This is a genomic window from Sandaracinaceae bacterium, from assembly GCA_020633055.1.
Lineage (GTDB): Bacteria > Myxococcota_A > Polyangia > Polyangiales > Houyiibacteriaceae > JADJJE01.
The window spans coordinates 625340-648432 of sequence record JACKEJ010000008.1; the positions used below are offsets into that span (position 1 = coordinate 625340).

Sequence of the window (23093 nt, forward strand, 5' to 3'; positions counted from 1 at the left end):
GGCCGGCCCTACACGCAGCGACACCCGCCGCGATGCGCGCCTGACGCGGCTGCGCACGAGTTTGACCGAGGCGTGGGGGTCGGGTACGTCCAAGGCAGTGCGCGGAGTCGCTGGCACGTTGCTTGCGAAGCGGGGCGCGCACCCAGGGGTCATTCCTTCGAGGACAACGAGGTTCTTCATGTCGCACCTTCCACAGCTCACCGCCGCCCGGCGCCTCTCTCTCTTCTCGGCCATCGCGGCCCTGCTGGGCTCCTCCGCCGCTCAGGTGGCCGCCCAGGCCGTGCCCGAGGTCGCCCACCACACCGAGACCGTGGCCGCCGCGCCCGAAGAAGAGCGCGAGACCACCTGGAACATCTCGGCCGGCGCCAACGTGTCGACCGGCAACACGCGCGCCCGCAACTTCAACGCCGGCACCCAGGCCTACGTGCTGCGGGGCAGCCACGCGCTGACCATCCAGTCGGCGTTCAACTACGGCCAAGCCGACACCGACGGGAGCGGGGGCGAGGGCTACCAGCTGACCGTCCGCAACCTGAACAGCCGCGTGCGCTACGACCTGTTCTTGACCGCCAACGACGCGCTCTTCCTGGCCGTGGCCCACCGCTGGGACACGTTCGCAGGTCTGCAGACGCGCCTGCAGGTGCAGGCCGGCTACCTGCGCAACCTGATCAAGAATGACAACACGCGAGTCTGGATCGAGGGCGGCTACGACTACACCTTCGACAACCGCCAGAACAGCGCGGGGCGCCACGTCATCTGCAGCGAAGACGACGTCACGAACATGATCTCCGGCTGCACGCGCGTCGTGCGCAACTTCCAGAACATCCACGCGCTGCGCCTCTTCTATGGCGCCACGCACAAGTTCAGCGACGACGTGTCGATGGCCACGGGCCTCGAGTTCCTCGTGAACCTGAACGAGCTGGAGGGCGGCGAGGCCGACCGCTTCGAGGACATCCGCGTCAACTGGGAGACCACCCTCAACGCGCGCCTGATCGAGCGCCTGGCCCTCGAGGTCAAGTTCCGCCTGCAGTACGACCGCGTCCCGGCCGCCTCCGAAGAGGTCGACACGAACACGATCATCAGCGTGATCTACACGCTCCTTTGAACCCCAACGGTCGGTCGGAGAGCTCTCTCCGGCCGGCTGAGAACCGGGGGACCGCTGCGCGCCGTGCCCCAAGGAGAGAGAACTCATGAACCTCCAGCAGCTGGTCAATCAGCTCCAGGACATCGCCACCACGTGGGGCATCAAGGTGGTCGGCGTGCTCGTCGCCGCGATTGTCGGCTGGATCGTCGCCAACAGGCTCTCGGGGCGGCTGCGCAAGACCCTCGAGGCCCGCAACTTCGACCTGACGCTGACGCGCTTCTTCGCGAACCTCGTGCGCTACGCCATCCTGGCGGGCGTGGCCCTCGGCTGCCTGGGGGTGTTCGGCATCGAGACCACCAGCTTCGCGGGGCTCATCGCGGCGGCTGGTCTGGCCATCGGTCTCGCGTTCCAGGGCACGCTCAGCAACTTCGCGGCGGGCGTCATGCTGCTCATCTTCCGCCCGTTCAAGGTGGGCGACTTCGTGAAGGTGGCCGGCATCGAGGGCACCGTGGAGGAGGTCGAGCTCTTCACCTGTGAGTTCAAGTCGCTCGACAACCGGCGCCTGATCGTCCCCAACAGCGCCATCTTCGGGGCCACCATCAACAACGTCACGCACTACCCCATCCGGCGCGTGGACGTGAACGTGGGCTGCGCCTACGACGCGGACATCGACGCCTGCCGCGCCGTGTTCGACAAGGTCGTGGCGCAGGTGCAGGGGGGGCTCAGCGAGCCCGCACCGCAGGTGTTCCTGGCCGGCCTCGGGGCGTCGTCCGTGGACTGGCAGCTGCGCATCTGGTGCAACACGGGCGACTACTGGGACGTCTTCCAGGCGACCATCCGGGACGCCAAGAAGGCGCTCGAGGACGCCGACATCGGCATCCCCTTCCCGCAGATGGACGTGCACCTGGACCAGGCCTCCCGCGAAGCGCTCGCCAAGCGCTGAGCGCAGGCTGCCCGCCGAGGAGCCCGCTCCCTCGCGTTGGCAGCAGCGACTGGGCTCGGGGATACACCGGGTGCGCGCGCGGCGCATCCGGTGTATCCCTCCCGACCCATGCTGCTCGACCGCACGCTCAACCACATCGCCAGCGCGGCGATGCAGTCCGCCCTCGACCTGCCCGAAGCGCCCGCGGCCCTCTTGCGCCCCACGCAGGACCCGAAGTTCGGCGACTACCAGGTCAACGGCGCCATGGGCCTCGCCAAGCAGCTGGGCAAGAAGCCGCGCGAGCTGGCCGAGCCCATCGCGCAGAAGCTGCTCGAGCACCCGGCCATCGAGACGGCCGAGGTGGCTGGCCCGGGCTTCATCAACCTGCGCATCGCGGCCGGCTGGCTGGCCGAGCAGCTGGATGGCATGTACGCCGACCTCGAGCGGGACGGCGTCGACACGGTGGAGCGCTGCGAGCGCATCGTGGTCGACTACTCGAGCCCCAACATCGCGAAGCAGATGCACGTGGGGCACCTGCGCAGCACCATCATCGGGCACGCGCTGGTGAAGCTGCTGCGCTTCGTGGGGCACGACGTGGTGGCGGTGAACCACCTGGGCGACTGGGGCACGCAGTTCGGGCTGCTCATCGTCGGGATGCGCGAGTGGGGCGACCAGGCCGCGCTCGACGCCGACGCCATCGTGGAGCTGGGGCGCGTCTACGCCCTGGCCAGCGCTCGCGCCAAGGAGGACGAGGCCTTCGCCGAGAGCGCCCGCGCCGAGCTGGCCAAGCTGCAGAGCGGCGACGAGGAGAACACCGCGCTGTGGACGCGCTTCGTGGCGGCCACGCGCAAGACCCTCGACGTGGTCTACGACCAGCTGGGGGTCACCTTCGACGAGTGGAAGGGGGAGAGCTTCTACCACTCGCGCCTGGAGGGCGTGATCGACCTGCTGGTGGAGAAGGGCTTCGCGCGCGAGGACGAGGGCGCCATGTGCGTCTTCTGGAACGAACTGGACGCGACGCCCGCCGCGCTCAAGAAGCAGAAGGAGCCCCTCATCGTGCGCAAGCGCGACGGAGCGTTCCTCTACAGCACCACCGACATCGCCGCGGTGCTGTACCGGCGCGACGTGATGAAGGCCGACCGTGTGCTGTACGTGGTGGGCACCCCGCAGGCCTTCCACTTCAAGCAGCTCTTCGCGCTGGCCGAGATGCTGGGCGTGACCATGCGCCTCGAGCACGTGGCGTTCGGGTCGGTGCTGGGCGAGGGCGGCAAGCCCATCCGGTCGCGCGACGGCGTGGACGTGACGCTGCAGGGGCTGCTCAGCGAGGCCGTCGAGCGCTCACGCGCGCGCATCCAGGAGGGCATCGACGAGGGCCGCCTGCACGTGGACCCGAGCGAGCTGGACGAGACCGCCCAGAAGGTGGGCGTCGGCGCCGTGAAGTACGCCGACCTGCGCCAGAACCGCGTCAGCGACTACACCTTCGAGTGGGACAAGCTGATCTCGTTCCAGGGCAACGCCGGCCCCTACATGCAGAACGCCTACGTGCGCTGCCGCAGCATCTTCCGCAAGGGCGAGGTCGAGCCCGACCAGCTGGCGGGAGCCATCGCGCTGGTGGCCGACGAGGAGCAGGCGCTCGGGCGCATGGTCGCGCGCTTCGGCGACGTGGTGCACCAGGCGGCCGAGACCAGCCAGCCCAACTACCTGTGCGAGCACCTGTTCGAGCTGGCGCGCGCCTTCAGCCGCTTCTACGAGGTGTGCTCGGTGCTCAACGCCGAGGACGAGGCCACCCGCCTGAGCCGCCTGCGCCTGACCGCGCTCGTCTCGCGCCAGCTGGGCCGGGGCCTGACGCTGCTGGGCATCGACGTCGTCGAGCGCATGTGAGCGCCACGTGATGGCCCCGCTCAGTCGAGCAGGTACCAACAGAACCACTCGAGCGGCCCGAGCTCGGCCTCGAGGTCGCAGACGGTGTTCCACTCGGCGATGCTGAGCCCGTCGTTGGCGTATCGGTCGGGAACGAACCCGCACGAGGCCGCGTCCCGCAGCAAGAACGACCCACAGTCCAGCATGGGGTAGCGGGCCTCGAGCACCGTCTGCTCCTCCGAGAGGATGACGAAGCCGATGGCGTTGCACTGCGCCCCCGGTCCCAGCAGGCGAGTGTCCTGTCCCCGCCGGAATTCGACCGCGACCCGGACCTCGAACGGGTCACACCGAGGGGGGCCGCTGTCGAGGGCGGCCAGGTCCGGTCCTGCGTCCACCGAGCCCATCGCGTCCCGCGGCCTGGCGTCCCGGGTGCCCGCGTCCCGTGGCCCCGCGTCATGCAGCGTGGCGTCCACACGGGCATCCACGGGCCCCATGTCACGTGAGGCGCCCGCGTCATCCGACGAGCGCGCTCCTCCGCAGCCCACCCCGACGAGCGCGTGCACGCACGCCAGCATCACCCACGGCGCGTGGGGTCCGTACGCACGCTGGCCTGCCCACCTCACGCGTCGCGCACGTTCCGTCTCCTGCATGGCCTCACGGTCACGCCCCGCGCGTTGGGTGTCAAGCCGCGCCCTGTGGCGCACGGTCCAGGATCGCCGGCGCGTCCGGGCGCGAAGCCCCGCGCCGCATGACGGAGCACACACACACGCCAGCGCCCCGCGCACGTCCGTGTGTCGCGCCATGGACCGGCCGCCGAGCAGCGCGTTGGTGTGCGCCATCGACCGTCCGCCGAGCAGCGCGTTGGTGTACCCTCGGCGCCGTGACCCGTGAGAGCACCGAGCGGTCGGCCGGACCCGGACGTCCCATTCCGTCGACCCCTTCCGCCGAGCTGCTCGCGTCGCCCGCTGAGCGCGTTGCACGAACGCTCGATGCAGCGGGCCGCTGGCGAAGGCCCGCCCTCCACCCGGCCGCGCTGCGAGCGGCGCGTGGTGGCCTCGACGCTGCTGTGCTGGGGCTCGCGCTGCTGGTGACGCTGCTCCTGCCGTGCCTCGACGCGCGCGCAGACGGTGAGGTGCTCGACCCGTGGGCGGACCGCGACGCGCCCGCGGAGGAGCCCGCTCCGGACAGTGAAGCCGCCGACGCCGGCGTAGCCGCAGCCGAGGCCCCCGAGACGGAAGCGGGCGAGGCCGAGGCCGAGACGCCCGCACCGCCGTCCGAGGTCAAGATCGGCATGTACATCAACCGCCTGCGCGACGTGAACCTGCGCGACGGAACCTTCGTCGTGGACTTCTGGATGTGGTTCCGCTGGCAGAACGACGACCTGCACCCCGCGCAGACCTTCGAGCTGGTGAACGGCGAGATCCAGAACCGCATCGACAGCGAAGTGGTCGACGACCTCGGCTACCACTACACGTCCGTGCGCCTGGTCGCGACCATCTACCACGTGTTCGACGTGGACCACTTCCCGTACGACAACCACACGCTGCACATCGACATCGAGGACGTGGAGAGCGAGTCGGTCACGCAGTTCTACACGCCCGACACAGCGAACTCGCGCGTCGATCCGCTGGTGCAGGTGGCGGGCTGGGACGTGAGCCTGGGGGAGACCAGCGCCGCCGACCACATCTACGACACCAACTACGGCTTCCTGTCGCTGGGCGAGAACGCCCACGCCCCCTACTCACGCTTCACCCAGAAGATCGAGCTGCGGCGCGGCACGGGCATGCCGCTCCTCAAGCTCTTCTGGGTCACCTTCCTGTCGGTCATGCTGGGGCTGCTGGCCCTGCGCGTGCACGTCACGGACCTCGACGCGCGCTTCGGGCTGAGCGTGGGCTCCATCTTCGCGGCCATGGCCAACACCTACGTCCTCGGGGAGATCCTGCCCGAGACCGAGGCCATCACCATGGCGGAGCAGATGAACTTCCTCGGGGTGGGCACCATCTTCGGGGCGGTCTTCATCAGCATCGCGTCCATCCGGCTGGTGTACGCGGGGCGTGAGCAGGCCTCGCGCAAGCTGGACTGGTGGGCCTTCGTGGGGTTGGCCACGCTCTACGTGATCGCCAACATCGTCGTCGTGCGCCTCCACGGCTGACCCCGCTACGACGATCCGAGGTCGTCCCGTGTGGCCAACGACCGCGGCACGACGCACACGCGCGTGACGGGCTCGGCGGGCATCGGCAGAGCGTTCGGGACGTGTGCTGGTCGAACCCGTCTCCGACCCTCGCGCTCGGTCTCGGTGAGCCGGCTCGGGGAGACTGGCCCGTCCCCCGTGATGGCTGCGCTATGCTCGCCCGATGCACGGCCGCATCGAACGCCTACGCCTCGCCGGGCGCTGCCTCGAGGGCAACCCCCTGGGCGACCCCCATGAGCGGGACGTCTACGTCTACGTCCCGCCCACCTCGGACTCGGCACGCTTGCCGGTCATTCTCCTGCTGCCCGGCTATGGCAGCAACCACCTCAGCATTCTCTCCTACAGCCCGTGGGCGAAGAACACGGTCGAGCGGTTCGACGAGCAGGTGGTCTCGGGCCAGAGCCCGCCCGCCATCCTCGCCCTCCCCGACTGCATGACGCGCTGGGGCGGCAGCCAGTTCATCGACTCCGCTGGGCTCGGGCGCTACCAGTCGTACCTGGTGGAGGACGTCCTCCCCGCCATCGACGCGCACTTCCCGACCATCCCGAGCGCGGAGGGGCGCGCCGTAGCCGGGCGCAGCAGCGGAGGGTTCGGTGCGCTGCGGCTCGCCATGGACCGCCCGGGGGTGGTGTCCGCCGTCGCCAGCCACGCGGCCGACCTGGCGTTCGAGGTCAGCATGCGCCCGATGTTCACGTCGGCCGCCATCGGCCTCGAGCAGGCTGGGGGGCTCGCGGCGTTCGCGGAGCGGCTGCCGAACGGCGGACCGAGGAGCGCCGTGGAGTTCGACGCGGCGTTCGTGCTGGCGGCGTCAGCCGCGTACTCGCCAGACCGTGGGGCGCCCTTTCCCCACGTCGCGCTCCCGTTCCACATGGAGAGCGCAGCGATCCGCACCGACGTCTTCGCACAGTGGACCGCGCACGACCCCCTCACCCGCGCCCACACCGTCATGGGCGGGCAGGCCCTGGCCGCGTTGTCCCTGCTGTTCGTCGACGCGGGGAACCGCGACGAGCATGGTCTGCACTTCGGCGCACGGGCGCTGGCAGCGCGCTGCCGGGAGCTCGGGGCGCAGCTGCGGTTCGAGGAGTTCGACGGCGGCCACCGCGGCACCTCGCACCGCTACGAGCTCAGCCTGCCGCTCCTGGCCGAGGTCCTGACCACGCAGCGCCGCGGTCACTGAGGGTGCGGCTGTGGACGGAGCGCCCGTAATTGTAGTGCGCTCCCGGATCCGATTGGCCTATGATGGCCGCGGCAACCCGTGGAGGGCGCCGGAGGAAATGAATGGCGACCAAGAAGAAGGCGACCGCGAGCAAGGCCTCCCCCAAGAAGACGCAAAGCGGTAAGACCTCGAAAGCTCCCAGCCCCAAGGCGAAAACGGCCAAGCCGGCCGCGAAGAAGTCGCCGACCAAGGCGCCCGCCAAGGCTCCCAAGACGGCGAGCTCCGCCGGGGACAAGAAGGCTACCAAGAAGGCCGCCGCGAGCAGTGCGAAGAAGGCACCCGCGAAGACGGGGTCCTCCGCGTCCTCCAAGTCGACCAGCACCAGCAAGTCTCCCGCGAAGAGCGCGCCAAAGAGCAAGTCGCCGGTCAAGCCGGGCCCGGCCGCCGAGAAGGTCGGTCAGGCAGCCCCGTCGGCCGCCAAGGCTGCCGGTGTCGGCACCAAACCCAAGCCCACGAAGAAGCCCGCCCAGGCGCCCCCTGCGTCCATCAGGCGTGCACTCGAGGAGCTGGACGACGACCTCGACGACGACCTGACACACGTGGAGCCGCCCGAGGACTCGTCGCGTGACAAGTCCGACGGTCCGCTCCGCGCATACGAGCCGCCCAAGGCGCCGCCCAAGCCGCTGTCTCCCCAAGCCGCCGCCATCATCGCCGCGGACGCGCCTCTGCCGCTGGTGCAAGAGCAGGGCGCGCTCATGCTCGGCACCAGCGCGACGAGCGCCGTCCAGGCCGCTCGCCTGCTCCACGAGCTGGTGGAGCACAAGCCGGAGCTGGTGGTGTCGCTGGCCGAGAAGTTCGCGCGTGGTCTCACCTCCAAGCACAAGCGAGTCGTGCAGACGTCGGCCGATGCACTCCCGGCCATCGCCCGCATCGCACCCGCCAAGGTGGCTCGCCACCTCGAGCTGCTCAAGAACTCGTACGAGCCGGCGATCCTCGACGGACGTGACGGGCTGGTGCGCACGTTCGCGGCTCTGTGCACGGCCTCCGTGGCGTATCAGAAGCGGCTGGAGCCCTCGCTGACCACGGCGCTCGAGCGGGCGGATGGAAAGACGCTCCTGCGCTGGAGCCGCATCGTGCTGCCCGCGCTCAAGGGTGAACCGCACGCACGCGCCCGTGGCGTCGTCGAGGCGCGCCTCTACCGCATCCCGCGCGCCATCGCTCAGCAGATCGCGGACTTCCTCAAGATCAAGCTCCGCGTTCGTTACTGACGGGGCAGGACTGACGGGGCAGGACTGACGGGGCAGGACTGACGGGGCAGGACTGACGGGGCAGGACTGACGGGGCAGGACTGACGGGGCAGGACTGACGGGGCAGGACTGACGGGGCAGGACTGACGGGGCAGGAGCACAGTCAAGCTGCCGCGCTCCCCGGGTCGGGTCCTAGGACCTCGTCCCGGAGCCGTGGGGGTCTTCGTGGCCATCCCCCTGACGGGCACCCGTCTCGAGGGTTGTCGTGTGGGCCGCCATGACGCGCGTTGCGTCCGGCGGCCCAGAGACGCTCAGCGCTGCTGCGCCTTGGCCATCATGCCCATGGCCACCTGCAGCGCCACGGAGTAGTCGCCCGCCATGCGCAGCTTGCCGCCCATGAAGAGCTGCTGGGCGTTGATGTCGCCTTCTCGCAGGTCTTCGAGGTCCGTGTACTTCAGCGTAGCCGTGAAGCCGGGAGTGGCGGGCGGCTCGTTCACGTTGAGGCCGATACGAACCGTGACGTTGCCCAGGTCCGGCACGTCCTCGATGATGAGGTGGCAGGTGAGCGTCTTGCCCGCCAGCATGGCGTCCAGGTCCGGGTTGGGGATCTGGGCGACGCCCATCGCGACACGGGGGTCGTCGATGGCCCCCTCGCTGGCAGCCTCGCCCAGAACCATCTCGGCGGCTTCGGCCGGGAAGCCGACCGCAAACTTGATGGGGATTCCGTCTGGCGCGCTGTCGCTCACGCTGACCTCACCCGCCTTGGAGGCCAAGTAGACCTCGCCCGCGCCGTCCGCCACGAAGAAGGCCGCGCCCGTCACGGACCGTACGGCCTCGAGCGTCTTGGTGGCGCGCGCGTCGCCGGCGCTGGCCTTGGCTTCGAGCGCCTCGATGCCCTTCTTGAACAGGGCGGGCGCGGTGGTGCGGAGGAACTGAAGCGGTTCTGTGCTCATAGGGGCGGGAGCGTAAACCAAAAGCGCAAGGCCCGCGCACCGAAAATGCACGCCCCACGGTCAGCATGCGGTGGTCGCAGAAGGGTCCGCAGCGCTGCTATGTTCGCGTCGATGTCACCGCACGGCCACGCTTCCACCCGCCCGTCACATTTCACGCCCCGTGGTCGTCCAACCACAGCACGCTACCTCACCGTGCGCGTGCTGCTCGCCGTTTGGTGCAGCGCGCTGCTCTCCTGCTCCGAATCGGCGGAGCCACCAGAGCTCAGCTGCAACGGGCACGTCGAGCTGTGTGAGCGCCCCTACGACGAAGTCGCCTACGCCACCACCCACAACGCCCACGCGTCGGCGGCGTACCGCTTCGCCCCACCGAACCAGCGCAGCTCACTCACGCAGCAACTCGAGGACGGCGTCCGGGGCTTCATGCTGGACACGTACATCGACCCGCGCACCAACGCCCCAGCGCTGTGCCATGGCGCGTGCGTGTTCGGTCGCCTGCCCCTGGTGGACGGCCTGGGCGAGCTGAACGCGTTCCTCGATGCGAACCCGGGTGAGGTCATCACCATCATCTTCGAGACGTACATCGAGCCCGAGGACGTGCTCGCGTCCTTCGAGGAGAGCGGCCTCTTGCCGCGCACGTACGCCCACACAGTTTCCGAGCCCTGGCCGACGCTCGGAGAGCTGGTGGCGGCCGACACGCGCGTCGTGGTCTTCACCGACCGCGACGGAGGCACCTACGACTGGTACATGGACGTGTGGGCCCACGCGTGGGAGACCCACTTCTCGGCGGAGACTCCGGAAGACTTCAGCTGCGCACAGAACCGCGGAGACCGGGACAACGCCCTGTTCATCTTCAACCACTTCCTCACGGCGCCCTTCGCCAGCGAGGCGCTCGCGGAGATGGTCAACCACAACCCGTTCCTGCTCGACCGGGTGGAGCAGTGCCAGGACGAGAGCGGCGACTTCGCCAACTTCATCACGGTCGACTTCTACGAGATCGGCGACGTCCTCTCTGTGACCGACACGCTCAACGGGTTCTGACTCGCGTCAAACTCGATCCTCCGCCGCGAAATTTGATAGCGTCGTCGGTCATGACACCCGAGGCCCACACGACCGCCGAGGCGGCTGCCCCCGAGGCCGACTCCGTGCTCCGCGCGCTCGCCAAGATCCATCTTTTCGACGGCATCGCCGAGCGAGGGCTCGCGCGCATCGCGGCCATCGCCCAGGAGGAGTCGTACAAGATGGGACAGGTCATCTTCAAGGAGGGTGAGACTGGCGGGTCGCTGTACCTGATCCTGGAGGGCAAGGTGCGCATCTCCCGCGAAGTCAGCGGCATGGGCGAAGAAGCGCTGGCCGTGCTCAAGGAAGGGGACGCGTTCGGCGAGATGGCGCTGATCGATGCGGTGCCGCGCAGCGCCGACGCGCGCGTCCACGAGAGCTGCCGCCTGCTGGTGATCTCCAAGGACGCGCTCGAAGACCTCCTGTTTCTGCACAAGGAGCTCGCCTACGAGATCCTCTGGAACTTCGTGAAGACGCTCTCCGCGCGCTTGCGCGAGACGAACGACAAAATGACCTTCCTCTCGGTGACCGGAAAGTTCTGAGCCATGGAGCCGAGCGACACCGACGTGCGCGAGGGAGGCGCCACGCCGGCCCCGAGCGAGCCAGCGACCGAGTCAGCGACCGACGTGGGCGACGCCCACTGGAACGCATGTGGGGTGCACCGGGACCAACCGGCGACGTTCACCTGTAGCCGGTGTGGCACGTTCGGTTGTCCCCGCTGCCTCGACTCCATGCAGCCCATGCCGCTGTGCGTGGAGTGCGCCGCGCGCGGAGTCAACGCGGTGCCCTGGGAGCGGCGAGAGAGCCTCGGGCTCTGGACCAGCTTCTGGGAGACGACGCGGCTCGCGTGTCTCACGCCGAAGGACTTCTTCGCCCGGCCCGCCATCGACTCGCTGGGCGGCGGAGCGTTCTATGGTGTGGTCTCGTACACCGTTGGGAACGTCCTGTTCGCCGCACAAATCGCCGTGTTCTACGCCATCGTGGGACTGGTGGCAGGCGCCAGCGCGGGCGACGGCGCGGCCGGAGCCGCGATGGGCGTCGGCTTCGGAGCGATCGGCTGCGTGATGGTGCCGGCGATGGGCATCCAGGCGCCGGTGATGGCGGTGTTCGGGCTGGCGTTCGCCATGGCCGGGGCGCACCTGTCGCTGATGCTCATGCAACAGGCCCGCGGCAGCTGGGAGGCTTCGCTGCGGGGCGTGGGCTACGCCAACGCGGCCTACATGTGGTACGCGATCCCGTGCGTGGGGCCCTTCGTCACCCCGTTTGCCGTCGTGTGGCTCGAGACGCGCGCCATGGCCGCCGCCCACGGGACCACGACGTTCGCGGCGTTCGCGGCGACGACGCTGTGGCGACTGTTCCTCGTGGTGGGCTTCATCGCGCTGTATGCTGCGCTGATCGCCATGCTCATGGGCTCCGCCACCGGGCTCGCCGATCCGACGTTCCAATCCCAGTGATCGCGCCCAAGGGGCAACGCCGTCGACGATCCCCAGCGGGACGTCTGTGGCTCACTCCCGTGTGGCCGCGTCGACGTACTTCTTCACCGTCCGACGGTCGAGCCCCGTGACTCGCGCCACCTCCTCGAACGACCCCAGGCGGGCGCGGAGCATGCCGCAATAGGCCGCGAGCAACCCCCGCGCGTCGAGGCTCCCAGCAGCCGCCGCCGTGAGCCACTCGGGGACGTTCGGCACGTCGGCACGCGTGGGCGACAGCGGGCCTGCGGCACCAGTCAGGAGGACGCGCCGGACGCACTGCTCGAGCTCGCGCACGTTCCCAGGCCACCGGTAGTCCGAGGGCAGGTCGCGCGCGATCGCAGTCGACACCTCGCTCGTCAGCGCGGGCGTCGCAGCGCCCACGATCTTGGTGATCACGGTGTCGACCAGCCGGCTGAGCTCGTCGGGGTCCTCCGCGAGACGCGCTCGGAGGCTCGGCACGCGCACGCGGTCGCTGCACAGACGGTAGAAGAGGTCGTCCCGGAAGCGTCCTTCCGCCCGGAGCGCGTCGATCTCGGCGTTGGTTGCAGCGACGACGCGCCCCACGAAGCGCTGGGGCGTGCGGTCGCCGACGGGCGTGAAGCTGCGCTCCTGCAGGACCCGCAGCAGCTTGACCTGCAGCGCAGGGCTGACCTCGGCCAGCTCGTCGAGGAAGACCACGCCATGTGGTGGGCAGCGCGCGAACAGCCCCTCGTGGCTGTCCACGGCGCCCGTGAAGGCCCCCTTGCGGTGTCCGAAGAGCTCGGACTCGACCAACGCGGGGCTCAGCTCGCTCAAGTTGACGGCGATGAACAACGCTTCGTACGAAGCCTCGAAGCGCCCTCGCGCGTCGTCCCATGCGATGAAGCCCGAGCGCCCGAGGGCCGCGGCGGCCGCCCCCTTTCCGCTCCCAGTCTCACCCTCGAGGAGCGTCGAGAAGTCCTCCATGCGGTTCCACAGGAAGCGCTCGTAGCGCCGGACGTCGTGCGTGAACACGTGCGCCCACAGGGATTCACGCAGCTGCCGCAAGGACGGCGCCGCGCCCACCAGCCCCGAGCTGATGAATACGAAGGCACGTCGCATCTGATAGAACAGGGCGAGGGCCCTGCGAGCGCGCTCGGGGCTGACGCCCCGCGAGGTGAGCGCGCCCAGGATCTCGGCGCCCGCTGGGAAGCCAATGGGTTTCGGGTTCCCGGTCTGCCGGGTGATCAGGGCGTCCAGTTCGGGCACGGAGGCGTGGAACACGTGGAACAGCAGCGCATGCTCGAGGCGCTCCTGGTCCGCTTGCGCGAACTCGGAGAGCACGCGCCCAGCGGGCAGGACGCGCGCGAGGCACGCCGACACGCGCTCCTCCACGTCGCGGATCGGCGTCATCGCGGCCCCGTCCTGCTGGACCTCGTGACCCGCAGCGATGACGCGGTCGGCCCGCTCACGCTCCTCGGAGAACGGGTTGCTGAACGTTGCGCGGTTGACCCAGTCGAGCAGGGAGCGGTCGTCCACGCGGAGGGTGGCCATGAAGCGAGGGTCGCGCGCCGAAGGGCTGCTGACAACGTCCAAAAGGCAACGGCCGCTCAGCGGCGGCCGTTGGGGAATTATGGAAGTGGCGAGGCGTCGCGTGGTCCGGGGGGGAGAACGACACTCACCGTTCCGCCACTTCGGGCACCCGCGTCTGCGAAGTCTGTGCCAACCCGTCGGTGTGCCGGTTCTTCGACATTTTCGTAACGGGTCCCCACGTCGGACGACGAAGCGGCCTCGCAATTCTGCACGCCTGCATTTCACTTTCGCAGCATTGTGCAAGAAGGCCGCACTCGCCCATTGACATGCCGGGTCGCGTTCGCATCATGAGGAGGCTTTGCCTGAACGAACGAAGCCCGACTCCTCCGCCCCTCCCCCGCGTGCCAAGCCCAGCTTGGGGTCCCGCATCAAGGAGGGCGTCGAACAGGGAGTCGAAGCCATCGTCGAGGCGCTGGGTAGCCTCTTCCCACCCGAACCAGCGCCCATCCCGGTCGCTAGCGGTTCGCGCGGCCTGCGTCGGCCCCCTCGCACCGACCACCGCTTCCGCTGAGCCATACCGGCCGCTCAATAGCCAGCGGGTCGTCCTCCCTTGCGCCCGTCGGAAGCTGCGTGCAAGGCCGGGGGCCCGCCGTCGGCGCCATGGACCAGCTGGATGGCTTGCACGATGGCGATGTTGCGGATGGGTTGATGGGCATGCCCCCGCGCCAGCAAGGCGGCGAGCTCGGCCTCGGTCAGAGGGGCCACCATCTCGGTGTTGAACACGTTCGGATCGGCCTGATGATGCACGCGCGGAGCGGCGACCGCGTCCTCCACGCTCATGCCGAGGAGCACCACGTCCAGCGCGACCTGCTCCGTCGCCGTGACGATGCGACTACCGCCCGAGGCGCCGACGCACAGCACAGGCCGGCTGGCCGAGTCGAACAAGATGGTGGGCGACATCGAGGAGACCGGGCGCCGCCCGGGCCCAGGGAGGTTGTTGACCCCCCCCACCAAGCCATACGCATTGCGCTCCCCGACCTCCCGCGCGAAGTCGTCCATCTGGTCGTTGAGCACGAAGCCACCAGCGCTGTAGCGTGCGCCGAACGGCAGATTGACCGTGCTCGTGACGGCCGCGACGCTGCCCTCTTCGTCCACCACGCAGAAGTGGCTGGTGCCGGCGTTGTCGGGCTGCTGCGTGTCTCCGGTCGGTTGCGCGAGGGGCAGGTCGTAGACACGTGGGTCGAGCGCCAAGAATGGGTGGAAGCGCAGCGCGCGCTGCGCATCGCGGGTGGGGTCGAGCAGCTGCGCGAGCGGGACGGGCACGTGATCCGGGTCGCCGAAGTAGCGCTCGCGGTCCAGGAAGGGGCCCTTCCAGCTCTCGAGCAACGCGTGCCGCAGCGCGCTCTGGCTCGTGCGGAACACGGGTCGGAGCGCCGCCAGCTGCCGGACACTGCCCAGCATGGTCGTGCCTCCCGCGCTGGGAGGAGGTGCGCTGACCCACAGGTGACCGAACGCGACGGCGCTCACCGGGACACGGCGCACCACCTGGTAGTCTTGGAGGTCGGCGAGGGTCATGCGTCCACCCCGCGCGTTGTTGGCGCGCACGATCGCCCGCCCGATGGGACCCCCATAGACACTGCCACGTCCACCGCGCGCAAAGGCACGCAGGGTGCGCGCGAGCTCGGGCTGGACGAGACGGTCGCCAGCATGCAGCTCCCCGCTCGGTCCGAACCACCGCCGGAGCGTCGCATCGACCCACAGCTGGTCACGGAAGCGCATGGCGGTGTCCGCGAACGCCGCGTCCACCTCGAAGCCACTCTCGGCCAACGCGATGGCTGGCGCGGCCACCGAAGCCAGGCTGGTGCGACCGAACCGCTCCACGAGCTCCACGACCCCTGCGGGCTCACCGGGCACGCCGCTGGCGAGGCCACCGAGCTGCGACGCGGCCGAGATCGGCCCCGTGCCGCCCGGTGGCGCGTCGACGAACATGTCCGGCGTCGCGGCGCGGGGGGCCCGTTCCCGAAAATCGATGAACGTCAGACGGGACGAGACGTCGGCAGCATCGGGGGACGCAGCGCGAGCGCGCGGTGAGTTGTCGTAGTAGAGCGCGAAGCCACCACCGCCGAACCCGGAGCTGGACGGGTTCACCACCCCCAGCGCGAGCAGGGCGGCGGCCGCGGCGTCGGCGGCGTTTCCACCCTCCCGCAGCACCTGCACGGCCGCCTCGGAGGCCAGCGCACGATCACTCGCGACGGCGGCGTGAGCGTAGTGACCTGCGGCCGCTGGGACGCCCACGGGCGGCGTGCCTGCGGCGCGGCGAGCCGGCGCACCAGTGGCTCGAGGGCTGGCGCTCGATGGGTGAGGCGCGGCAGTGCCTCGAGCGGAGGCGCCGCCCGCCTGGGGGACACCAGCATCGGACGATCCGCCTTGCCCGAGCGCCTGCGGCCCCCCCACCAGCCAGAAGCCGAACAGGAGGCCGAGGCCACCCAGCAACCATCTATGGAGCATTGGTCGGGCGAGCATGCCCGACCCTAGCAGTGTCTGAGACGACCCGTCAGCCCGCACGCAGGCCGAGGAGCCTGTCACTCAGCTCAGGCGGGCTTCGGCGGCGCGGACGACGGTGGCGCGACCCTTGTTGGCCCGCTCGTACTCGAGGATGCTCTCGACCTTGGCCAGCGTGGCGGACTGGATGACGCCCGTCGCTTCACGAGCAGTCAGCGCATCGTAGCCACGCACGGGCACGCTCAGCGCCTTGGCGGCCTTGGCAGCCTTCTTGACCTTGGCCGTCTTCGCCGCGGGTAGGGCCACCACGTTGCTCTGCTCGAGGAACTCGATGCGTGCCTCGACCTTCTCATCCAGGTCGCCGAGCGCCTTGTGGACGACACGCAGCACCTGGCCCTCCACCTGACGCGGTGCGGCGCGCAGCTGCGTCACCAGCTCCGCCGCGTCGGGCAGCTGGAGCTCGGGAGCGCTCAGGCTGAGCGTCGGCGCGGGGAGCTCGAGGGCGTCCCGCAGCGCGGCGGCTTCGGACTTCAGCACGCTGGTAGCCTCGAGTCCGGCGGCTTTGGCCTCGCTCCCCGCCTCACCGAGGGCGGCACGGATCTGCTCGAACGCCGTGACGGTGGCGTCGACGGTGGCGTCCACGAAGGCGTTGGTCGCCTGGTAGGTCGTGGTGGCGAAGGCGGCGCCGCTGTCGCGCAGCCGCGTGCCGCTGGTCTTGATCTGGGTCGTGATGTTCTGCACGGGATGCTCCTTTGGTGCGTCGCGGATATGACGCAGTGCGTTAGATTCGAGGTAGACCCTCCTAGCAAGCGCGTCAAGTGGTTCCCGTGCGAAAATGCAAGCATGTTTCGATTGTGCAGGGTTCGTCGCGAGCTGTCACGAGCACCTCTCTTGACGCATCGCGTTACAAGGACTAGCCATCAAGGACGAGGTCCCCCCATGAACCTGATACATTCTGATTCGCTCTTGCAGCTGGTGGCCGGGCTGGCCGTGCTCACCGCGTGGGTCGGTCTGGCAGGCGTCGCCCTCCACGCGTTCCTCCGCCTCGCGCGGCGCGGTCGCATCGGGGCGCGCCCAGGTCGGCGCCGGGTCCAGTCCGGCGTCGGTCGTGAGCCCGCTGGCGAGAACGCACGCTGCCCCGCGCGGAGACGCGAAGGACAGCACACGCTGCCAGGGCCACACACGCTGCCCTGATCCCCCCGACGTTCTCACGCCGCACCCGTCCCGTCAGCGCGACGACATGGGCAGCGCCAGCGGCTGCGACGGCTCACACCCCTGGAGCACCAAGCTGGCGGAGAGGGCAGCGTCTGGACCCGGAGCGGGCAAGGTCAAACAGGGCGCGCAGGCGCACCGCCCCAGCGCATCGGGCCAGCGACCGAGGATCACCGCGGCGCCCGGCACCAGCGTCAGGCAAGGGCTGTCGGCGGGAGGCGTGCAGCCAACGCCCAGCGCCAGCTCGGTGTCCTCCGTCAGGCCCCGCACTTCGACTTGCCGACGGATGGACACCGGGGAAGCGCTCAGGTTGGCGACCGAGGGTACGCCACCAGGCTGAAGGACGAGCTGCACCTCGGGCGGCGGTCCCAGGGGCGCGGGCACGTCCTCCGCGACCTGGGCGGTCGTGGGTTCGATGTGTTCGTGCGCAGGCTCGGAGCCGCCGCACGCCCAGAGCAGCCCGGCGCAGATCCCGATCGTCCATTGCGGCCCCGAAAACATGGTCGGAGCTTGACCCACCGCGGCCCAACCTGCACGTTCGGCCGGTGAGCGCGCACGACATCGCCGCCCTGCGCAGCGCCCTGCTGAGCTGGTACGACTCCGCCAAGCGCGACCTGCCATGGCGACATCGCGCCCACGATCCGTACGCCGTATGGGTATCGGAAGTGATGCTTCAGCAGACGCGCGTGGATACGGTGCTGCCCTACTACGAGCGGTTCATGGCGCGCTTCCCGACGACCCACGATCTGGCGGCCGCCACCGAGGACGAGGTGCTCGCTGCGTTCAGCGGGCTAGGCTACTACCGCCGCGCCAGGCTACTGCACCGAGGGGTGCAGGAGGTCGTGAGCCGCTATGGTGGTGCGGTGCCGGCCGACCCCCGAGCGCGCCTGGATCTACCAGGGGTCGGACGGTACACCGCAGGGGCGCTGGGAAGCGTCTGTTTCGGGCTCGAGGAGCCCATCGTGGACGGCAACGTCACGCGCATCCTGACGCGCATCTTTGGTATCACCTCCGACACAACGGAACCCGCGACGCAGCGCAGCCTCTGGGAGCGGGCGCAGGCCCTCGTGGTGGGCGAGCGCCCTGGCGACTTCAACCAAGCGATGATGGAGCTGGGTGCCCTCGTCTGCAGCGTGAAGCAGCCGCAGTGTGAGGTCTGTCCCGCCAGGACGATGTGTGTGGCACGCGAGCAAGGCATGACCCAGCAGCTGCCTTGCATCCCTCGCAAAGCGCCGCCTCGCCGCGTGTCCCTCGTGGCCGTCGTGGCGCGGCGGGGAGAGCGCGTGGCGATGCTGCGCAGCGACGAAGAGCTCTTCGGGGGCCTCTACGGGCTACCGACGGCGGAGCGTGACGACGACGCGGCTGCGGCTGCGGCCGGGGCGCTCCAGCGGGCGGGGGTCCAGGCGCGACTGAACCCGGCCCCCATCGGCGAGGTGCAACACGTGCTCAGCCACCGCCGGCTGCACGTGCAGGTCTTCGTGGCGACGCACGCGCACGTGGCAGAAGGCAGCCGCGCCCGCCTCATGGGAGTCGACGGCAACGGCGTGGTGAACGAAGCCGACATCGGGGTCGCCAGGCTGACGCACAAGCTGCTTGCGCTCAGCGCTGCAGACCACGCCACAAGCGCCGCCCCCACGCCAGGTAGGCGCTCACCACGACCACGTGGCCGAACACGCGCAGCGCAGTGAGAACGATCGCGATGGGTCGCGGGTCCCAGATCTGCACCGCCATGCGGCCTGTGATCGCGGCATAGACCAGCACGGTGAACAACAAGGCGTGACCCGCACACAAGGCGGGGACGAACCAGCGCGGCGCCTGGTCGGACCAAGCCTGAGGCAGCCAGACGGGCACGACCAGCGCGATCAGGCCATGGAGCAGCGCCGCCTCGCGGAGCTGTTGCACGGGACCTGGCAACATGGCGAGTGCGAGCGGCGTGTAGGGCGCCTGGCGGGCGAACAGCTCACACGCGGCGGCCAAGGCTCCCAACGCGAGCAATGCGAGGGCCAGGCGGAGGACGGAGTGCTGGTCGCGACGAAGAGGCATGGACGAGGCGGGCCATGCTAGCAGCATGTGGGCGACCTGGCCTGCAGTCGACGGAGGCCCGGGCGCCGTCCGGCCGAGGCCGCCGTGGCGCGCCCCCTTCGACGAGGGGTCGAGGCCCACATGGACCCTGGGTACGGCGGCGCGGCTTGCGACGCTGAGGTGATGAACGAGGCGCATGGTTGGTCTGTGCGCTATCGTGGGCCATGCGCATCTTGCTGGTTCGTCATGGTGAGGCCGTGCCCTACGACACCACGCCCGTCGACGAGCGACGGTGGCTGACCGAGAGGGGTCGCGCGGGCGTCCGCGCCGTGGCCTACGCCCTGGCAGAGAAGGGCCTTCGGTTCACACGGGTGTACACCAGCCCCCTGGTGCGGGCCGTCCAGACCGCCGAGATCCTGGTGCAGCACGTCCATCCCGCTTGCGACGTTCCGGTCCTCGTGCACGTCCCGCTCTCCGCCGAGGAAGGCAGCCCCGCGCAAGCATTGGCGGTGCTCGACTCGGCACGCCCGGACGACACGGTGGTGCTGGTGACCCACATGCCCAAGGTCAGCGCGCTGGCGGCACAGCTGAGCGGGGGTCAGCGCTTCTCCGGCTTCGAGACTGGGGCGGCCTGTCTGATCACGCGGCAGCAGGGGTCTGCCCAGGTGGAGTTCATGATCGACCCATCGCGCCTGGACTGATCCCCGGGTGTGGCGCGGCGAGGAGCCGACCCCTTCCGTGCGACGCTCCCTGCGTGAGCGTGTTCGTCCCCGGGTCGCCAGCAGGCACCCTCGGAAGAGCGGGCGCGGTTGGCGGGCCCAACGTGTCATCGGTGCTGGGTGGTGGGGCTGGTGCTTGCCCAGGTTCTGGGGGCGCTGTGGGGTCCGGCTGCAGCCCTGGTGTCGCGGGTGTCGCGGGCGTCGCGGGCGTCGTGGGCGTCGTGGGTGTCCCGGTCGTGTCCTCTGGAGGCGCGCGGCGCGGCTCCTCGAACGCGTCCTGCACCGTCGGCTCGGGGACCGGCGGCATCAGGGGCTGCAGGGCCGTCTCGGTCAACAGCCGCGCCAGGACACCCACCGCGAGCACCAGAAAGGGGACCAAGAACGACATGCTCGGACCCATGCCCATGGCCAACCGCGCTGACGTGCGGAGCGTGGTCAGCAGCCACACGCCTCCCGCCACCGCGACGAGCACGTACAAGGTCGGCTCGAACAAGCCACTCACCAACATCAGGTTCGCGACGAGGTCCGAGGGGAGGAGCCCTCCAGCCATGAGCGACGGCAGCAACAGCACGACGAACGCCCGGTAGAGCACCGTACGCCAGGCCACCGCGCGCGCCGGCACGTCCGGCTGACCGAAGGCGTTGCCGAGGCTCGCGAACGCCAGACCCATGCCCCCGAGCTGGATGGCGCCGAGCAGCACCCCGAGCGACATCGCGCGAGCCAGGTCGAGGGCGATCACGGTAGACGCCGCGGCGTCCGCGATGGCCACGTGGTGCTCGCCGAACACCAGCGTCCGAGTGTACGGAATGATACCCTGGAGGGCCGCGAGAGGCAGCCACGTCACAAGCGCGAACCCGAGCGCGGCGCGCACGTCGCCATGGCCCAGCGCAGGCGCGACGGTGGTAGGAGAGAAGGCCTGTCGCAGTGTGCCGAGCAGTCCGGCACCAAGGCTCACCCCCTCGATCTCCCAGGGGATGGGAGGCGCGATCTCCGTGGGATAGGCCATGACGCAAGCATGGCAGCGCCGCTGCGTCGGCTGCCAACACGTGAAGCAGGCGGGTCGAGCACAGCGCGGGCAGAGCAGGACCGCCCGACGCTCCACATGCACCGCGCAGGTGTCGCCCGCCCGGGGTGGGGTCAGCTCGTCGTCGGGAGCGTCGTGCACGCATGCCACTCTATCAGCGGCGCCCCGTCGTGGGGCGTCGAAGTCGCTGCGAGCCGGAGTAGATCGTGGTACAACGGCAGCGTTCCATGCGCGCGATGCGCGCCGCCGGTTCCCAGGGGGCCACGGTGAATGAATCGCAACAGGCAGCGTCCACAGCCAATATCAAACGGGAAGCTGCCCTGAAAGAACGGGAGCTCGACGCCGAGCTCGTCACCCGCGTGCAGGCGGGGGACCGCGACGCGTTCCGCGAGCTCTTCGAGAAGTACCACCGACGCGCTTTTGCGGTGTCGTTGGGCGTCGTGAAGAACAAACAGGACGCCATGGACGTCGTTCAGGACGCGTTCATCAAGGTCCACCACCACATCCACACGTTCCAGGGCTCGTCGAGCTTCTACACGTGGCTCTACCGCATCGTCATGAACCTCTCCATCGACCACATCCGCCGCGTCAGCCGCAAGAAGGGCGTCGACTACGACGACTCCATCTCGCGCGAGGGGCAGGTCGCGGGCGATGGCGCGCTGCTCCCGACCATCCAGGGCAGCAACCCGGCCAAGACCCTCATGCGCCAGGAGCTGACGGAGGCCATCCGAGCCGCGCTCGACACCCTGCCGGAGTACCACCGCGAGGTGATCATCCTGCGCGAAGTGGAGGGGCTGAGCTACGAGGAGATGGCCGAGGTGCTGGACGTCCCCAAGGGCACCATCATGAGCCGGCTGTTCCACGCGCGCCGCAAGATGCAGGAGCAGCTCGCGGACTATCTGCAGGGCGACCTCGAGGTCAGGGAGTGACACCATGAGCACACCACGCATCGACGACACGCTGCTGCAACGCCTGCTGGACCAGGACGCGGACCTGAGCGATCAGGAGCGGGACGACGCGCTGGCCATCTTGGCCGAATCGGAGGTCGACCAGGGTCGCGTGCGCGTGCTGGAGCGCCTGAGTCAGTTCGTCGCCGACGTCAGCGTCGAGGACGGCGCGCTGCTGAGCGAAGCCGAGTCGAGCCAGATGTTCGATCACGTGTGGGCCACGGTGACCAGCGCAGATGGTAGCGGCTCGGCGACCGGCCTGGACGCGAGCGGGGAGCCGGCTCCTGGGGACTCCGGCGTGTCCGACGGGCGCAAGCGCCCAAAGCTGCGCCTGATCGAGGGCGAGGGTCTGGGGACGCTCCCGCCGAACTCCAAGAAGATCGCGTTCGAGCCCAAGTTGGGCCCGGATGCCGCACCGCCGACGCCCGCGTCGCAGCCAGCCCCGGCGGCAGACTCGGGCGCCAAGTGGCCTGGTCTCGTGGCGGTCGCCCTCCTCGCGGCGGCTGCGGTGGCGGCTCTCGCGCTACGACCAGAACCCACGGGGCGGCCCGCGCCGGTCGCCGAGGTGATCGCCCCGGAGGCGCCAGCGCCAATGGTCGTCGAGGACGAGCCGGAGGTCATCGTGGCCAGCCACCACGGCACGGAGGTCGAGGAAATCGACTTCGGTGCGAATATGGGTACGGTCTTCCAAGTCCCAGGTGAGCGCAACGTGCCGGTGGCCGTTGTGTGGATCAGCGACGAGGAGTTCGTACGGTGAAGCAGCTCAGGACGACCAAGACTTTGCTCTCGATGCTCGCAGGGTTGCTGCTGCTGGCCCCCGTGGTGGGCGCCGCGCAGACCCCGGCCGTGCACGCCGACGTCGTGGTCATCCTGGCAAAGGAAGAGCCCGGCGCGGTGGACGCCAGCCTGGCGGGTCTGAGCGCGCTGCAGCGCCCACCGTTCAACACGTTCCGCTCCATGCAGGTCCTGTCTCGCCCACGCGTCACGCTGCGCACGGATCAGGATGCGGACATCTCGCTGCCGAACGGGCGCCAGCTGCGCATTCGCGTGCAGCAGGTCATGCCAGACGGGCGGCTGCGGGTGCGCGTCAGCATCAACCGGCCGAACCAGTCGGACTACCTCCCGCTACTGCAGGTGCTGGCGTCGCCCGGCGACCCTTTCTTCGTGGCCGGACAGGCGCACGACGGTGGCACGCTGGTGATCGGGATCACGCTGGGCACCTGAGATTGCGGTCGCGC

Annotated in this window: 23 protein-coding genes; 15 read left to right on the plus strand and 8 right to left on the minus strand. The window is 69.6% G+C overall.

From position 1 onward, the window contains the following. Nucleotides 1-178 precede the first annotated feature (178 nt). The 3 genes from H6726_19380 to argS all read left to right on the plus strand — a co-directional run bounded on the left by H6726_19380 (nucleotide 179) and on the right by argS (nucleotide 3884). Nucleotides 179-1102, plus strand: coding sequence for a DUF481 domain-containing protein (locus H6726_19380; GenBank protein MCB9659820.1), 924 nt, complete (start codon nucleotides 179-181; stop codon nucleotides 1100-1102). Between the two features lie 85 nt (nucleotides 1103-1187). Then, complete coding sequence (locus tag H6726_19385; GenBank protein MCB9659821.1) at nucleotides 1188-2024, plus strand: mechanosensitive ion channel; 837 nt, start codon at nucleotides 1188-1190, stop codon at nucleotides 2022-2024. Nucleotides 2025-2132: 108 nt separating this feature from the next. Continuing rightward, nucleotides 2133-3884, plus strand: coding sequence for an arginine--tRNA ligase (argS, locus tag H6726_19390; GenBank protein MCB9659822.1), 1752 nt, complete (start codon nucleotides 2133-2135; stop codon nucleotides 3882-3884). A gap of 20 nt (nucleotides 3885-3904) precedes the next feature. Here the strand turns inward: argS and H6726_19395 are convergent, their stop codons facing one another. Then, nucleotides 3905-4426, minus strand: a complete 522-nt coding sequence (locus H6726_19395; GenBank protein ID MCB9659823.1) for a hypothetical protein — start codon at nucleotides 4424-4426, stop codon at nucleotides 3905-3907. 317 nt (nucleotides 4427-4743) lie between these two features. Between H6726_19395 and H6726_19400 the strand changes: the two genes are divergently transcribed. From H6726_19400 to H6726_19410, 3 genes are all read left to right on the plus strand, one after another. Beyond that, complete coding sequence (locus tag H6726_19400; protein ID MCB9659824.1) at nucleotides 4744-6015, plus strand: hypothetical protein; 1272 nt, start codon at nucleotides 4744-4746, stop codon at nucleotides 6013-6015. A 202-nt stretch (nucleotides 6016-6217) separates the two neighbouring features. Then, nucleotides 6218-7231, plus strand: a complete 1014-nt coding sequence (locus H6726_19405) for an esterase (protein ID MCB9659825.1) — start codon at nucleotides 6218-6220, stop codon at nucleotides 7229-7231. A 101-nt stretch (nucleotides 7232-7332) separates the two neighbouring features. Next, nucleotides 7333-8478: a hypothetical protein gene (locus tag H6726_19410; protein ID MCB9659826.1), complete on the plus strand. Its 1146-nt coding sequence runs from the start codon at nucleotides 7333-7335 to the stop codon at nucleotides 8476-8478. Nucleotides 8479-8768: 290 nt separating this feature from the next. On the opposite strand, the gene H6726_19415 is transcribed toward H6726_19410, so the two are convergent. After that, the gene (locus tag H6726_19415; GenBank protein MCB9659827.1) at nucleotides 8769-9410 is read right to left on the minus strand and encodes an SCP2 sterol-binding domain-containing protein; all 642 of its coding nucleotides are present in this window, start codon (nucleotides 9408-9410) and stop codon (nucleotides 8769-8771) included. 192 nt (nucleotides 9411-9602) lie between these two features. Here H6726_19415 and H6726_19420 point away from each other — a divergent pair, with 192 nt between their 5' ends. The 3 genes from H6726_19420 to H6726_19430 are packed head-to-tail and all read left to right on the plus strand — an operon-like array spanning nucleotide 9603 to nucleotide 11920. After that, complete coding sequence (locus tag H6726_19420; GenBank protein ID MCB9659828.1) at nucleotides 9603-10448, plus strand: hypothetical protein; 846 nt, start codon at nucleotides 9603-9605, stop codon at nucleotides 10446-10448. Between the two features lie 50 nt (nucleotides 10449-10498). Next, complete coding sequence (locus tag H6726_19425) at nucleotides 10499-11008, plus strand: cyclic nucleotide-binding domain-containing protein (protein ID MCB9659829.1); 510 nt, start codon at nucleotides 10499-10501, stop codon at nucleotides 11006-11008. A 3-nt stretch (nucleotides 11009-11011) separates the two neighbouring features. Further along, nucleotides 11012-11920, plus strand: a complete 909-nt coding sequence (locus H6726_19430) for a hypothetical protein (protein ID MCB9659830.1) — start codon at nucleotides 11012-11014, stop codon at nucleotides 11918-11920. Between the two features lie 51 nt (nucleotides 11921-11971). Here H6726_19430 and H6726_19435 read toward each other — a convergent pair whose 3' ends face one another. The 3 genes from H6726_19435 to H6726_19445 form a co-directional block, all read right to left on the minus strand. Further along, nucleotides 11972-13450 (minus strand): sigma-54-dependent Fis family transcriptional regulator, encoded by a 1479-nt coding sequence (locus H6726_19435; GenBank protein MCB9659831.1) that lies wholly within the window; start codon nucleotides 13448-13450, stop codon nucleotides 11972-11974. Between the two features lie 564 nt (nucleotides 13451-14014). After that, nucleotides 14015-15937, minus strand: coding sequence for a gamma-glutamyltransferase (locus H6726_19440; GenBank protein ID MCB9659832.1), 1923 nt, complete (start codon nucleotides 15935-15937; stop codon nucleotides 14015-14017). A gap of 78 nt (nucleotides 15938-16015) precedes the next feature. After that, on the minus strand, nucleotides 16016-16672 hold the full coding sequence (locus H6726_19445) for a hypothetical protein (protein ID MCB9659833.1): 657 nt from the start codon (nucleotides 16670-16672) through the stop codon (nucleotides 16016-16018). Between the two features lie 198 nt (nucleotides 16673-16870). Here H6726_19445 and H6726_19450 point away from each other — a divergent pair, with 198 nt between their 5' ends. After that, nucleotides 16871-17125, plus strand: a complete 255-nt coding sequence (locus tag H6726_19450) for a hypothetical protein (protein MCB9659834.1) — start codon at nucleotides 16871-16873, stop codon at nucleotides 17123-17125. A 33-nt stretch (nucleotides 17126-17158) separates the two neighbouring features. Here the strand turns inward: H6726_19450 and H6726_19455 are convergent, their stop codons facing one another. Beyond that, entirely contained in the window at nucleotides 17159-17644 is a 486-nt protein-coding gene (locus tag H6726_19455) for a hypothetical protein (GenBank protein ID MCB9659835.1), read from the minus strand. 44 nt (nucleotides 17645-17688) lie between these two features. Here H6726_19455 and mutY point away from each other — a divergent pair, with 44 nt between their 5' ends. Further along, nucleotides 17689-18831, plus strand: a complete 1143-nt coding sequence (mutY, locus tag H6726_19460) for an A/G-specific adenine glycosylase (protein MCB9659836.1) — start codon at nucleotides 17689-17691, stop codon at nucleotides 18829-18831. Here mutY and H6726_19465 read toward each other — a convergent pair. Beyond that, the gene (locus H6726_19465; GenBank protein MCB9659837.1) at nucleotides 18743-19186 is read right to left on the minus strand and encodes a hypothetical protein; all 444 of its coding nucleotides are present in this window, start codon (nucleotides 19184-19186) and stop codon (nucleotides 18743-18745) included. The two genes, mutY and H6726_19465, sit on opposite strands and share 89 nt — an antisense overlap. A gap of 203 nt (nucleotides 19187-19389) precedes the next feature. On the opposite strand from H6726_19465, the gene sixA reads away from it, so the two are divergent. Further along, nucleotides 19390-19866: a phosphohistidine phosphatase SixA gene (sixA, locus tag H6726_19470; protein ID MCB9659838.1), complete on the plus strand. Its 477-nt coding sequence runs from the start codon at nucleotides 19390-19392 to the stop codon at nucleotides 19864-19866. Here the strand turns inward: sixA and H6726_19475 are convergent. Further along, nucleotides 19838-20890, minus strand: coding sequence for a hypothetical protein (locus tag H6726_19475; protein ID MCB9659839.1), 1053 nt, complete (start codon nucleotides 20888-20890; stop codon nucleotides 19838-19840). The genes sixA and H6726_19475 overlap by 29 nt on opposite strands. A gap of 254 nt (nucleotides 20891-21144) precedes the next feature. Between H6726_19475 and H6726_19480 the strand changes: the two genes are divergently transcribed. From H6726_19480 to H6726_19490, 3 genes are read left to right on the plus strand one after another with little or no spacing between them, the layout of a single operon-like run. Next, nucleotides 21145-21837, plus strand: a complete 693-nt coding sequence (locus tag H6726_19480; GenBank protein ID MCB9659840.1) for a sigma-70 family RNA polymerase sigma factor — start codon at nucleotides 21145-21147, stop codon at nucleotides 21835-21837. Between the two features lie 4 nt (nucleotides 21838-21841). After that, a complete protein-coding gene (locus tag H6726_19485; GenBank protein MCB9659841.1) occupies nucleotides 21842-22612 on the plus strand; it encodes a hypothetical protein in 771 nt (256 codons plus the stop codon). After that, a complete protein-coding gene (locus H6726_19490; protein ID MCB9659842.1) occupies nucleotides 22609-23079 on the plus strand; it encodes a hypothetical protein in 471 nt (156 codons plus the stop codon). Before H6726_19485 ends, H6726_19490 begins: the two co-directional genes overlap by 4 nt. Nucleotides 23080-23093 lie beyond the last annotated feature (14 nt).